11 protein-coding genes and 1 pseudogene are annotated in these 13,144 nt (G+C 34.1%); 8 read left to right on the top strand and 4 right to left on the bottom strand.

The genetic code is table 11. From position 1 onward, the window contains the following. Positions 1 to 399 precede the first annotated feature (399 nt). The 3 genes and pseudogenes from ABH960_RS25615 (at position 400) to ABH960_RS25605 (ending at position 4,548) form a co-directional block, all read left to right on the top strand. A pseudogene (locus ABH960_RS25615) lies at positions 400 to 1,931 on the top strand (alpha/beta hydrolase). Positions 1,932 to 2,537: 606 nt separating this feature from the next. After that, entirely contained in the window at positions 2,538 to 3,983 is a 1,446-nt protein-coding gene (locus ABH960_RS25610; protein ID WP_404449222.1) for a L,D-transpeptidase family protein, read from the top strand. Between the two features lie 349 nt (positions 3,984 to 4,332). Beyond that, complete coding sequence (locus ABH960_RS25605; RefSeq protein WP_193665134.1) at positions 4,333 to 4,548, top strand: hypothetical protein; 216 nt, start codon at positions 4,333 to 4,335, stop codon at positions 4,546 to 4,548. 345 nt (positions 4,549 to 4,893) lie between these two features. Here the strand turns inward: ABH960_RS25605 and ABH960_RS25600 are convergent, their stop codons facing one another. Both ABH960_RS25600 and ABH960_RS25595 read right to left on the bottom strand, forming a co-directional pair. Continuing rightward, positions 4,894 to 6,267: a sensor histidine kinase gene (locus ABH960_RS25600; RefSeq protein ID WP_404449219.1), complete on the bottom strand. Its 1,374-nt coding sequence runs from the start codon at positions 6,265 to 6,267 to the stop codon at positions 4,894 to 4,896. Next, positions 6,264 to 6,938, bottom strand: coding sequence for a response regulator transcription factor (locus ABH960_RS25595; protein ID WP_219303061.1), 675 nt, complete (start codon positions 6,936 to 6,938; stop codon positions 6,264 to 6,266). The genes ABH960_RS25600 and ABH960_RS25595 overlap by 4 nt, the downstream gene beginning before the upstream one ends. A 176-nt stretch (positions 6,939 to 7,114) precedes the next feature. On the opposite strand from ABH960_RS25595, the gene ABH960_RS25590 reads away from it, so the two are divergent. Both ABH960_RS25590 and ABH960_RS25585 read left to right on the top strand, forming a co-directional pair. Further along, a complete protein-coding gene (locus ABH960_RS25590; protein ID WP_002128054.1) occupies positions 7,115 to 7,585 on the top strand; it encodes a hypothetical protein in 471 nt (156 codons plus the stop codon). 20 nt (positions 7,586 to 7,605) lie between these two features. Beyond that, positions 7,606 to 7,929 carry a PepSY domain-containing protein gene (locus ABH960_RS25585; protein ID WP_002161193.1) on the top strand — a complete coding sequence of 108 codons (324 nt, stop codon included), beginning with the start codon at positions 7,606 to 7,608 and terminating at the stop codon, positions 7,927 to 7,929. A 147-nt stretch (positions 7,930 to 8,076) separates the two neighbouring features. Here the strand turns inward: ABH960_RS25585 and ABH960_RS25580 are convergent, their stop codons facing one another. Continuing rightward, on the bottom strand, positions 8,077 to 8,748 hold the full coding sequence (locus ABH960_RS25580) for a hypothetical protein (protein ID WP_061674497.1): 672 nt from the start codon (positions 8,746 to 8,748) through the stop codon (positions 8,077 to 8,079). 334 nt (positions 8,749 to 9,082) lie between these two features. Here ABH960_RS25580 and ABH960_RS25575 point away from each other — a divergent pair, with 334 nt between their 5' ends. Together ABH960_RS25575 and ABH960_RS25570 are read left to right on the top strand one after the other, a co-directional pair. Continuing rightward, complete coding sequence (locus ABH960_RS25575; protein WP_002190108.1) at positions 9,083 to 9,244, top strand: hypothetical protein; 162 nt, start codon at positions 9,083 to 9,085, stop codon at positions 9,242 to 9,244. A 374-nt stretch (positions 9,245 to 9,618) separates the two neighbouring features. Next, positions 9,619 to 9,972, top strand: a complete 354-nt coding sequence (locus tag ABH960_RS25570) for a DUF1259 domain-containing protein (RefSeq protein ID WP_404449248.1) — start codon at positions 9,619 to 9,621, stop codon at positions 9,970 to 9,972. Between the two features lie 191 nt (positions 9,973 to 10,163). Here ABH960_RS25570 and ABH960_RS25565 read toward each other — a convergent pair whose 3' ends face one another. Next, positions 10,164 to 10,760, bottom strand: coding sequence for a hypothetical protein (locus ABH960_RS25565; protein WP_404449216.1), 597 nt, complete (start codon positions 10,758 to 10,760; stop codon positions 10,164 to 10,166). A gap of 528 nt (positions 10,761 to 11,288) precedes the next feature. On the opposite strand from ABH960_RS25565, the gene ABH960_RS25560 reads away from it, so the two are divergent. Continuing rightward, complete coding sequence (locus ABH960_RS25560; protein ID WP_404449214.1) at positions 11,289 to 12,767, top strand: DHA2 family efflux MFS transporter permease subunit; 1,479 nt, start codon at positions 11,289 to 11,291, stop codon at positions 12,765 to 12,767. The last annotated feature ends 377 nt before the right edge of the window (positions 12,768 to 13,144 follow it).

Genomic DNA, 13,144 nt, shown 5'->3' with positions numbered 1-13,144 from the left:
ACACCTCCAATTTTATTCTTACCAAAAAAAAAACAAAAAAAGCCTAAGAGAAAACTGTTAAACAGTTTCTTCCAGGATTTTATCCTTCCATGACACAGGAAAGCTGTGAGTTTTCTCTCGGACAAGACCAAAACTAAATATACATACACAATGGAGATGTTAATGAACTCCCTTCAACCAGGACGAACATGTGAGTCAGCTTGGTCCTTCCATGTCACTCAAAAATCCACTCAAAAAAAGAGGGTGCAGCCATTTTTTATTGAAGTTTGTTTATAATAGCTTTTTAATCTGGGGGGATCATAAAGTAGACTATTAATCTCTTTGATAATATTAATTTTCCTTATAGTACATGGCATTCTGTATTAAAAAATCTTAATTTTGAAGGGAGAATCAATAAATATGAGCACGAAAAAAACAATAGGGAATAAGTTATTACTTGTCGGTGCCATTTGTGCAATAACTATTCCTTCAGTTTCATATGCGGAGGAAGTAATTTCACCTAAAAATTTCGCGAGTTCTTCAAGCTTGTATGAGGGACGGAATATGGATGTATTGAAATCAAGCTTATATCCTGGTACATATAAAAATCCATTCTATCACCAATTTATTTCGACATTAAAGGAAACAAACACAAATATAAAAAAATAGGCAATACTGAAGATGAAAACCCTGTTATAGCTACTACCCTTTCATTTATCCGTTATCTGGATACAGAAGATTATAAATCTGCAATTGATTTAACTTCTCGATCATTACAGAAAATAATATCCGAAGAATGGCTGAAGAGCTATTGGAAGGGACTCCCTGTGCAATTACAAGCAGGTACTTTTGTGGGAATTGGAGAGGTATCACAAAAAGAGACAAATTCCGTTCATACAAATGTAGAGATTAAATTAGCTTTTGAACAATTTACTGTACCTTTACTAATTAAACTAGATCCATCTGGAAAAATAGATGATTTTCAACTCAGTATGTCGTTTAGTCCTGTTGCAGAGCGTCCATCATATAGTAAGCCTGAATCATTCATTGATAAAGAAGTAGTAGTTGGAAGTGGTGCGTTTCCATTACCAGGAACATTGTCTGTTCCGAAGGGAAAGGGTCCTTTCCCAGCGGTTATTCTTGTTCAAGGATCTGGGGCAAGCGATCAGGATGAAACAGCGTTTACTTTAAAACCATTTCGCGATTTAGCTGAGGGTCTTGCCTCGAAAGGAATTGCTGTCCTTCGCTATAATAAACGAACTTATGAACATGGATTGAAAACACAGTCCAGTCCTTTTTATACAGTTGATAAAGAGACAACAGATGATGCTCTTCTTGTGACTCATTTTCTTCAAAATAAACCTATGATAGATAAGAATCAAATTTATATTCTTGGTCATAGTCAAGGTGGAATGATGCTTCCGAAAATGATTGAAAAAGACCAAAATCAAAATATTGCTGGGGCAATCGTGATGGGCGGACCAGCCCGTACGATCCAAGATGTTGTTTTAGATCAATTTGAGTATCTTTTTTCCATTGGAGCAATGAAACTGGATGAATATAAATTTTACAAATCGCAATTTGAATTATTAAATGATCCCAATTTCTCTAGTCAGAATCCTCCAAAAGATTTTTATTTAGGATCAGCAGTATTTTGGGATTCTATTCGTAAAATTAAAGCAGCAGAAATGTCAAAAGAACAAAAGACACCGCTTCTTATTATTCAAGGAGAAAGAGACTATCAAGTTCAATCAAAAATCGAAATTCCTCTTTGGAAAGAACAATTAAAAGAGCGAGATAACGTTGATTATCGACTATATCCAAAGTTAAATCACTTCTTTACAGAAGGAGATGGGGAGTTAAGTAAACCGGATGAATATTATAGTCCTGCTAATATCCCTGAGTATGTTATAAATGATATTGCTGCTTGGGTGCAAGGAAGATCGAAATAAAATTTGCAACTATATTTTTAAATAGCTATTTTCAGTCCTTAAGATAGAAATATATATAATTATATTATGATGTAAATAACTATAACGAACGGAGTAAAGTTTCTTATTCAAATACTTTAGATTCTCATACCTGGGGGCATCATCCATGCTAGCGTCTTAATATTTGGAAGTATATACAAATACTCTAAACGAAAAAACGGTATTCTTTCTATCTAAGATGTAGAAGGATTATCGTTTATTTTTTTTGAAATGTAAAAAAAAATTAACATTAATAACAGAATTATATAAACTAATAATGTAAAAGTTTTTGACAAAATTAGGGGTGATGTTCATAAAAATGGAGAACATACTTCGTATTTTACGTAAAGAGAAAAAGCTTTCACAAGAGATTTAGCTAAATCCCTTGGTGTAACAGTTAATTAAAGTTTCACTTTATTACTTGTAAAGGGTTATTCAATGTATCGTACTATTGAAAAATCCGAATTTAATTAATTAAATGCGATAAAATCTTTTTAAAAATAATGAAATTTTAGGAAAAATAAGGTACACTAGTCAATGGTTTTAGTTTAAAATCGATTGACGTTAATGTATACGGGGGAAAGATTGATGAACAATAATCCAATAAATGAATCAGTTGAAGAGGTTGAGAGAAAACGAGTAAGATCAAGCAAACGTTTTACAAATTGGAAGCTTATTGCAGCGGGTGTTGGTGTAATTGTACTTCTCATTGGAGGAATGAGTTATTATCAGGCAACTCACTTCAATTCAAATGTTACGATTAATGACACAAAAGTCGGTGGTCTGAACGCTGATCAGGCAATACAGAAATTAAAAACATCTGGACTAGAAAACAAAGTCTATGTTGATCAACAACAAATTTTAGATGAAAAAGATACAAAAACGGAACTTACGGAAAAAGATTTGCCTCAAGTTAAGAAACTATTAAAAAGCCAGTGGACATTTTTCACTTCCTCAAAGGAAAAAAAATATTCAGTGCTACCGGAAAAGGAGGATCAGTATCGTAGTGAAACGATGAAAAAACTTGTAGAAGAAAAGCTCATCTCTATGAATGAAAAACTACAAGCGCCTCAAGATGCTATGGCGAAGCTGGAACAAGGAAAAGTTGTTATTTCGAAGAGCGTTGATGGAAAACAGTATGACGTTACTAGTCTACTGAAAGATTACGACAAGCAGAAGTATAAAAGTGAAATTCATCTGAAGTCTACATACATACAGCCTATTAAAGAAGACGATCCGATTGTTAAAAAAGAGGAGAAAGCACTACAGAATCTTCTTGGGCAGTCAGTTGAATATAAAGTGCAGAATGAAGTGTATCCTTTAAAAGCGAAAGATTTAATTCAAAATGCCTCTATGTCAAAGGATATGAAAGTTACAATCGATGCGAGCGACATTAAGAATAAGATTGCTGAAATTAATAATGCTAAATCAACATTAAATAAAAATTTCAGCTTTAAAACCCATTCCGGTTCGGTCATATCAGTAAAAGGACAAGGCTACGGCTGGGCACTAGATGTTGAAAAAGAAACAAAACAAGTTCAACAAGCTTTTGAAAAGGGTGAAAAATCGCTATCTGCTTCTAATATCCATGGAAATGGTTGGGAGAAGGAAGGTATCGGCTATGAAACAACATCGAATAATGGCATCGGAGACACGTATGCGGAAGTTTCAATTGCAGATCAACAAATTTGGATTTATAAAGATGGGAAATTAGTCGTCACAACAAATGTAGTAACTGGTAAACATAGCACGAGTGAAGATACATCACCAGGTGTGTGGTACGTTCTATATAAACGAACACCATACACGCTGAAAGGCAGCGCAGTAGGTAAAGCTGATTATGCAGTTAAAGTAGATTACTGGGTTCCATTCACAAATAGTGGCCAAGGATTCCATGATGCAGGCTGGCGAAAAGACTGGGCAAATAATGCTTATTTAACAGGGGGATCAGGCGGGTGTGTAAACCTTCTTCCTAATGTTGCAAAAACTGTATATGATAGTTTGAACACTAATGATCCAGTTATTGTGTACTAGAAAATAGCTACGTATCAAGAAATAAATAAAGCAGGAAATCTTATCTGATGGTACATGAAAAAACACCTCTTGAATTCGCATATTTAGTGTGCAAATTCAATGGAGGTGTTTTTGTTTGAAAACAAGAGTTCATTGCCTATAAGAAACGAAGTAGAAAGAGATTGAGATGATAAATAGATATTCAAATAGTCAATAAAATTGACACTGAATATCATTTTCATTTATTATGAAGTCGTCACATGTAATTGGACATGATTTTTGTGAAAAAGTTTACTTTTTTATTAATATAATAGATTTCTATTAAGGTGTCCCATTTAAGAATTAAAACGTAGGAAAGGGTAAAATAAAAATGAACTGGAAAAAAGGCGGATTATGGATTATTATTTTTTTCATTGTAAAAGGTACGATTTCTACACTTTTAATAGTTACAGGTGCTAAATATTTTGATTTATCATTTATGCAACTTTTCATACTAATACTGATCTTATTACTGATTTCTCTCATAAGTCGAAAATTGCTGCATAGACATAAACAAAACAAAAAGCAAAAAGAGCTAAATATATAATGAAGCCCCAGAGACCTTTGGATTTCTGGGGTTTTACTATATATTTAGCCTCTTACTATTTGTGGAAAGTAAAACTCCCAGCTCAAAATTTAGGTGGGTACAGAAGTTTGTTGGGAGCTGATTAAAGTCATGATCTATGTTGATTAGAATATTTCAGATTGTTGAATGGTATACTTGGAAAATAGATTTAAGTAGATGGTTTTATAAAATCTCATATATAGCTAAAAAGAGTAACTCCATTTTGATCGCTTTTTTTCAAAATGGAGTTTTTGTATTTACTTTTAAATAAGGACTGAAGAGAGCTTTTTAATCAATCTGTATTCTAAAGCTAAAACCGAGCATACATTATGCTCGGTTTTCAATTGGTAGTTTAAATGTAAAAGTACTGCCTTCTCCTAATTCACTTTCAACGGTAATTTCTCCTCCGTGTAGTTCTATAATCCATTTTACCATCGACAATCCTAAACCTGTGTTTCCATTGTTTGAAGATGTTCGTGCTGCGTCAACTCGATAGAAGCGGTCCCATATTTTCACAATATGCTGCTCGCTGATGCCTATGCCATTATCGGAGACTTTACCTATTATGTTGGTTTCATCCCGGAACAGTTGCATATTCACAGTGCCGTTCGCTTTGCTATAAGCAATCGCATTCGTTAGTAAATTCATTAATAAACGCATCATCAATGTTTGATCTGCTTTAATAAACAGGTCTTCCTCTATATGTGTTGTTATATTAATCGAAGCTTCTTGAACCATTAATGAAAGCTCTTCTACAACGATTTCCGTTAATTCACTCATATTGATACATTCAAATTGAAAAGTATTATGCTTTTCTTGGTCAACTCGTGCTAATAATAAGAGTTGCGAGATTAACGCGGACATTTTACGCGATTGCCTTAAAATTACTTCTAACGATTCTTCCATTTCTTTCGAATTATTCCTCTGCGATAAAGCGTATTCGCATTGCGAAATAATAACAGATGTTGGTGTTCTTAATTCATGAGATGCGTCAGATGTAAATTGTTTTTCACTTTCGAATGATGTCTCCAATCGCTCAAACATTTTGTCAAAGGTTTGTGCTAAATGATACATTTCGTCTTTCGATGAACCTTGTAAATTAATTCTCTTCGAAAGGTCTTTACCATCACCAATTTCACTGGCTGAATCACTCATTTGTTGCACAGGTCGAAACGCTCTTTGCGTAATAAAATATCCTCCCACTGCCGCAATGAGAATAAGTAATGGAAATGAGATGAGTGTTACCACAATAAGCGTATTCATGGTCGATGATAATTGATTCATGGTCATTATGCCACGAACCCAGACTTGCTCATCGCCGCCTACATTATGGAGAAAATCATATACTATCCATTCCTTATTACCGTCTTTAATGGTTTGTATTTCATCGGATTTAAGCGATACCTTTTTATTAAAGGTTGTTGGATTATGTCCTGCCATCAGCTCACCTTGTTTACTATAAATGATGATATTTACTCCATCTTCTAAGGCCTCAAATTCATCGTCAATCTTTAACTGTCCATGCTTATATTCGATATCTTCAATGCTTTCTTTTACTGTACTCTTCAATTGATTTTTCATATTAAAAAGCAAAACTTTATCTGACGAAGTTAAAATAAAAGCTAACACGAGTGCCATAATAATTACAACTAGCCCCGTATACCATAGGGTCACTCTCATTTTTATTGATAGTCTTTTCATGATTCTACTCGCAATACGTAACCAGTTCCTCGTACTGTATGAATTAACTTCGTTTCAAACTGGCTATCAATTTTTTTGCGAAGATAGCGGACGTAAACATCAATAATATTCGAGCCACCTTCATAGTCGTAATTCCACACATGTTGCTCAATTTTATCTCGTGTCAACACAACGTCTTTATTACGAATCATATATTCTAAAATAGCAAATTCTTTACTGGAAAGATTGATAACTTGATCTCCTCTTGTTACTTTATGCATATTGCAATCCACCACTAGGTCAGCGATTTCAAACACATTAGATGTATTTCCTGTTTTTCTTCGCATCAACACTCGAATTCTTGCTAACAGCTCATCAAAAGCAAAGGGCTTTACTAAATAATCGTCCGCACCTAAGTCGAGTCCTGTTACGCGATCATCAATTGTATCTTTAGCTGTAAGAAGCAAGACAGGAGTTGTATTATTGTCCGCACGTAATCTTTGTAATACTTGTAAACCATCTATTCCGGGAATCATAATGTCAAGCACAATCAAATCGTAGGTAGCCATGCTTATATAATCCAAAGCATCTTCTCCATTCCCACATCCATCGACACTATAATATTCTGCATTTAATCGTTTTACCAATATATTTTGTAAGTCTTTTTCATCTTCGACAATAAGAACTCGCATTAACATTCTCCTTTTCTTCTTATTTATATGTATCACTATAATTCCGAAACATTAAAGAAAGATTAGAAACTATTTAATTATATCATTTTATTTTTTTGCGCATTAATCTTCCTTTAATGTTTGTTCAGTAATATAAGGACATGGATAAGGTGCACATGTAAAGGGAGGAGAACATAATGGGAAAATGGATGATGATTGGAGCAATGTCTTGTTTATTCTTAACAGCTTGTTCTACTCAAGCTGATAACGATACAGAAATACAACAACTGAAAGTAGAAAACGATACATCACAAAAAGAAGGTACGCAACTACAACAAGAACCACACAAAACAGGGCCTGCTATGAATGATACTAAGCAAACACAAGATTTCAAAAACGAAGTCACATCTATTGTAGAAAAGGCAAATAATACGAAACCAGTTGGAGCAAAAGAAGATAACTTAAATACGTACTTAGCAGCAAAAAAAGAAATTGACCAATTAGATGACAAGATAGATCTATCTGATGATCAGCTAGAAGCAGATTTTCACGCTGGAACGATAACTGTTGAACAATATCAAATACAAGAAAGAGAACAAGATATACTTGAAGATCAATTAGAGCAAGCAGAAAATGTACTTGAAGCAAGATTTGGAATAAATGATTAATTATTAAGGAGTGGATGGAAATGTTAAAACATAAAAAGAAAATAATTATAAGTGTAATTGCTATTTTAGTAAGTGGTATTGCTATTGTTGGTGGATATTATGGTATGGGCTACAATTATGCGAAAAAGAATGAAAACTATACAGAGAAACAAGTTCGTGAAATTTCTTTAGCTCATACAAATGGAGAAATTATTAATGTGAAAAAAGAATTCGAATTAGAAGATGACAACTTAGCTCAATCTAAATTTGAATATGAAGTGGAAATCAAGACACCTGAGAATCTATTAAATATTTTAAAGGTTAGTGCTAGAACAGGTACAATAGAAATCAATAATGAAGATTAAAAAATTATCGACAAATAAAATATCGCGTATTTGAAAAAATCCAATAAGCTGCCCATATGGACAGCTTATTTAAATAATTCTCGTTAGCGGAAGTAAAAAATGCTACTTATTTAACATTAGCACTCCGTTAGTTTAAGAACAATTGAGTTAATAAATATATCTAAAAGTCTCATATTCGCCATAATTGATAACGGTTTTAAATTCTCCTCCACCATTTTTATCCTTTAAAAAAGCATCCATCTTATCATCTTTAATATTGTAATGTCTCTTATTCAGAAAGCCTACACTTCGGATTGTTGGATGTTCTAAAATTGGTGATAAGTCACCATCTAACACATTAGTATCAACAAATCTAAAGTCAATTAGATTAGGGAAATGATTTAAAAAATTCAAATTCTCAAGATTACCGCAAGAATTAAGGCACAGAACCCGAAGATTCTTCAGAGAGAATAATTCTTCATTTGGTACAAATTTCTTTGATTGATTAATATGTAAATATTCTAGCGTATCGGCTAATCCAGACAAACCAAAATCATTTTGTAATTTAGTACAATAATGTAATTCTAAACGCTTTAATTTATTCATTTTTTCTACCCCAAGGAAATCGTGTATATTGGACCAGTTTAATTCTAAATAGAGGAGATTTTCTGGCATACCCAAAAAGTTGCCAAGCTTATTTTTTTTATGATACCAAAAAGTTAAATACTCAATATTTTCAAGCTGCATCTCATTAAATTTATCTTCTTTTAAGTTTAAGCAAGCCTGAAGATCATCTGGTATTTGTTCAAACCAAATTGTGTTATTTCTCCAGTTATCCATTTTGAATCGCCCCTATATTCATCATTATTTCTTCTATCTTATCATTTGGACTTATTAAACTAAACTACCGGCTAGCTAAATAAAGAAAAATGAACTTCATTGCTATAAAAGCCTCTAATTTTTCGTTTTGAGGAAACCTTTTCTATTAGATTTATAGACATGTGGTGTTAACACCATAAACAATGTTTTTGATTATAAAATAGAGTACTAAGCATCCGATTTGAAAGCAGATATCCCTGAAAGTGCTAAACCTAAGCAAAAAAATTAACCATCCTATGCAAGAAAGTTTAGATAGCTAAAAGCATATGTTTTATTGAAAGGGTGTGATTGGATTATGGAACGGACGAATTGGGGAATTGGAGGATTAGTATTTGTTGGCTGCATGTTTCTTGGCGGAGGAGTGGGATCTATATTAGGCGATACTCATGCTGGATGGCTAATAGGAATGGGCGCTGGATTTATTGGGATGGCTTTAACGAGACTGGTCAGAAAGTAATATAACGGGATTCTTCTTATGATGAACAATGTAATTAATTAATGGCATAAGAGCTCTATAAATTATAGTTAGAACCTTATCTTTAGTATTTGTCTTTTCTAAATTTCTCCATACATAGATACGATTCTCAAGTTGGAGGCTGGCACCTTAGGGTGTCTTTTTTATGCTCTTTAAAAATGTTTTAACATATAATAGCCGAGTTAATTCAAGTAATCAAGCTAATAGATTTCGTTAGATTGCTATCATCTTTTTTGTAATAGAATAGATTCATTACCGTTTCAGACGTATGTATTCATTCATAACCTAACAGTAAAAGGGGGATGATTCAAGGTATGGCGTTTAATGATGAATTAATTTGTTAACAGTTTGCAAGAATTATCGGTGGCCAAGAAGGATTCGCCGGTGGAAAATGCGTGGCAACAATAAATCGGGATGAAATACAAGCAACTATCTTAGGAAAACGTTTTAGAGTAACAACTTCCTTCTCATTCGAATCAAGAGATAATAAAACTGGACGGGCATTATGTCTAGGGCGGATAGCGCTCTTACAAAAAGAAGTTACTGAATTTGTTGCTACAATTATTAAACAAGGAATAATCGTTTCGTCTATACACAATGAGTGGTTATGTGATGAGCCGAATTTAATTTACGTTAATATCGAAGACGTTGATGATCCGCTAAGTTTCGCAAGGAAAGTTAGAAGAGCGTTATGCAACCAATTTATTTAGTTAAATGAGCAATATAAAAGGATCTTTAATTGAAAGATCCTTTCATACATAAGATGAAGGTTTTCCCTTGTATTTTATTAATTAAGTTCGCTTGACTAGCAAACGAACTTGGAGGGAGTACTGGAACCTATACAATAAATACATTGAGGGGGCATGTTTGAGCTATGGACCTATCCTCCCGTTCTAATTAACTAAAAGAAGAATTTTCCCATACCGATTAGACTACTAAGCATTCCGATTCCATTCATGGTGCCTTTTCCTGCTGTCAGTAAGTTTCCAAGCATTCCTGGCTGCCCGTTATTCCCCCATCCCATGGGATTTATCTGTCCTCCCCATCCTGGAGAATTTCCAAAAACACCCCAGTTATTATTGGTATTAAAATTAAAAGCTTTGGCTGGCGGTGATAGTAAAGCGGCAATATGACCCTGTGCGAACATCCCTGTATGATTGAATGGTTGGGGCCAGGGGATGGGAGGTTTTTGAAAATTAAAACCTGCATGGCCTGGTAATGGAGCCCAATTAGCAGGATGTCCTTGGGGCATCATCTCTGCATAATGGATTGGCTGACCTAAAGGGAAGGGAGGGGGCTCGGGAGTGAAACCCGTATAATTGGCTGGTGAATCCCAACCAAATGGATAGACTCGACAACTCAAATTCTCAGGAACCTTCAGACCATCCATTCCCTGAGCTTTAGTTATTTGAGGTTGTGAATGTAATGATGACATTGAAATTTGGTTATTATATTGCTCCCCGTTTCCATTTGAATTCAAATACCAATATTGGTGCATAAGCTTATTCCCCTCACTTTAAAAATGTAATGTTAGACTTAGCCTATGTAATATTCCTTTTTATGGATGGTTACATAACTAGATTTACAAGCCCGTATTTAAAAGAATGGGTGTGTGGTCTTGTTGATTTATCCCGCTATTTGTGGGCAGTAAGACACCGCCCCCTCAAAATTCAGCGAAAGCAAAGAAGTTTGAGGGGGGGGGACTGCCTGTAAAAGTCCCACTGAGTAAAGTTTCACTTTATTTTAGAAGGGTATTTTCAGTTGCTCCTTTTGTTTATTTCAGCCTAATTTAATTTCGGTTAACAAACGTGTTTAAATATTCATTCAAAATCTTATTTAAATGTTTATAAAGGTTTAATCAATAAAAAAGATTTTAAAATGTTATGTCGAGCAAATAGAATTGCTAAAAAGAGAATATCCATTCGAAGAGTTTGGCAAAATACTGCAAGGACAATATATTCTTATGCAGATATACAAACGATTTAAACTAATCAATGGAATTTATAATGAAGGGGCAAATAAATATATGAGTGAAACATTACATAAAAGAAAACCACCATATTTAATGCTTGTAATCCTTTTTATTGGGGCATTTGTTTCATTTCTAAATAACTCGCTTTTAAATGTAGCTTTGCCATCAATAATGAAAGATTTAGACATTAAAGATTATTCAACGATCCAGTGGCTTTCTACAGGGTACATGCTTGTAAGTGGTATATTAATTCCGGCATCAGCATTTTTAATAACCCGCTTCTCCAATAGGAGCTTATTTATTACATCTATGGTGATTTTTATTTTTGGTACGGCCTTAGCGGCTTTAGCACCGAACTTTAGTTTATTACTTACTGGCCGGATGGTTCAAGCAGCAGGTTCTTCAGTCATGGGGCCTTTGTTAATGAATATTATGCTAGTAAGCTTTCCAAGAGAAAAAAGGGGAACCGCAATGGGGATTTTTGGATTAGTTATGATTACAGCTCCAGCAATTGGACCGACACTATCAGGTTATATTGTAGAGTATTATGACTGGCGTTTGCTTTTTGAAATGATTTTACCGTTAGCAATCATTAGTTTACTGTTAGGGATTTGGAAATCTGAGAACGTCATGAGACAAAATAAAAATGCAAAACTTGATTATCTCTCATTACTATTATCTTCTGTCGGTTTTGGCGGTTTGTTATATGGATTCAGTTCTGCAAGCTCCGACGGTTGGACGAATAAAATTGTTTTAACAACCTTAATCATAGGCGCTATTGCCCTAATTGCTTTCATTGTCCGCCAATTAAAAATGAATGAACCGTTATTGGATTTACGTGTTTACAAGTACCCAATGTTTGCACTTGCGTCTGTAATTGCAATTGTTAACGCAGTGGCCATGTTTTCGGGTATGATTTTAACACCAGCTTATGTACAAAACGTCCGTGGTATTTCTCCACTGAGCTCTGGGCTGATGATGCTCCCAGGTGCGGTAATAATGGGGGTTATGTCACCCATTACAGGTAAACTATTTGATAAATATGGCCCTCGGATTCTTGGTATAGTAGGACTTTCCATTACAGCTGTTTCAACTTATATGCTGGCAAACCTGCAAATCGAATCTAGTCACACACATATTATTCTTATTTACACATTGCGGATGTTTGGGATGGCGATGGTGATGATGCCACTTATGACAAACGGACTTAATCAATTACCAACTCGCTTAAATCCGCACGGTACAGCTGTTAATAATACAGCTCAACAAGTGTCCGGTTCGATTGGTACTGCTATTCTTGTTACGATTATGAATTCTGTAACAAAAACAAAAGCTGAAAGTCTAATGGTTGATGTAGATCCTACAACCTTCACAGAGGCTACGAAGGCAATGTTAACTCAGAAGGCTTTATTATCCGGAATTCAATATTCATTCTATGTAGCGCTTGGCATGAATGTTGTTGCACTACTATTAGTTTTTTTCGTTAAACGTGTAGATACAAGCGCGGAAGCTGTCGAGAGGTTAAATCGGTAGGGAAAAATAAGACTCTAGATCATGATTCCTACAAGTTTTTTTACTGTTTAGTTAGACTATGAAGAAATGCAAATTTCTGCTGCTAAGGTGCTGGTATTTAAATTTGGAAAAGGACCAGTGAAATAATTATATATAGTAAAAAGGATCTGATATTCATATCAGATCCTTTTTCATTAGTAACACAGTATACTTGCTTATCGTATTTGTTTGAATTGACATTAGGAACTACTGGTTTTCCCAATACTACAATCTTTAGCTCTCAATTTGTGATAAACATTATAATAATACGCTTCATTTTAATTTAGTATTTTCTCTGCAAGTTATAAATCTAATATCAACAAACAACTTAGATTACCAACCTTATAAGCAATATCATA

Origin of the sequence: Bacillus sp. RC252 (assembly GCF_044909215.1) — a bacterium.
GTDB lineage: Bacteria > Bacillota > Bacilli > Bacillales > Bacillaceae_G > Bacillus_A > Bacillus_A mycoides.
The sequence above is the reverse complement of the archived record's forward strand: the minus strand, read 5'-3'. Positions and strand labels throughout refer to the sequence as shown.

Bases quoted from the DNA above. Each gene is read 5' to 3' on its own strand.
- ABH960_RS25610 (WP_404449222.1), top strand. From the start codon at position 2,538: ATGAACAATAATCCAATAAATGAATCAGTTGAAGAGGTTGAGAGAAAA.
- ABH960_RS25605 (WP_193665134.1), top strand. From the start codon at position 4,333: ATGAACTGGAAAAAAGGCGGATTATGGATTATTATTTTTTTCATTGTA.
- ABH960_RS25600 (WP_404449219.1), bottom strand. From the start codon at position 6,267: ATGAAAAGACTATCAATAAAAATGAGAGTGACCCTATGGTATACGGGG.
- ABH960_RS25595 (WP_219303061.1), bottom strand. From the start codon at position 6,938: ATGCGAGTTCTTATTGTCGAAGATGAAAAAGACTTACAAAATATATTG.
- ABH960_RS25590 (WP_002128054.1), top strand. From the start codon at position 7,115: ATGGGAAAATGGATGATGATTGGAGCAATGTCTTGTTTATTCTTAACA.
- ABH960_RS25585 (WP_002161193.1), top strand. From the start codon at position 7,606: ATGTTAAAACATAAAAAGAAAATAATTATAAGTGTAATTGCTATTTTA.
- ABH960_RS25580 (WP_061674497.1), bottom strand. From the start codon at position 8,748: ATGGATAACTGGAGAAATAACACAATTTGGTTTGAACAAATACCAGAT.
- ABH960_RS25575 (WP_002190108.1), top strand. From the start codon at position 9,083: ATGGAACGGACGAATTGGGGAATTGGAGGATTAGTATTTGTTGGCTGC.
- ABH960_RS25565 (WP_404449216.1), bottom strand. From the start codon at position 10,760: ATGCACCAATATTGGTATTTGAATTCAAATGGAAACGGGGAGCAATAT.
- ABH960_RS25560 (WP_404449214.1), top strand. From the start codon at position 11,289: ATGAGTGAAACATTACATAAAAGAAAACCACCATATTTAATGCTTGTA.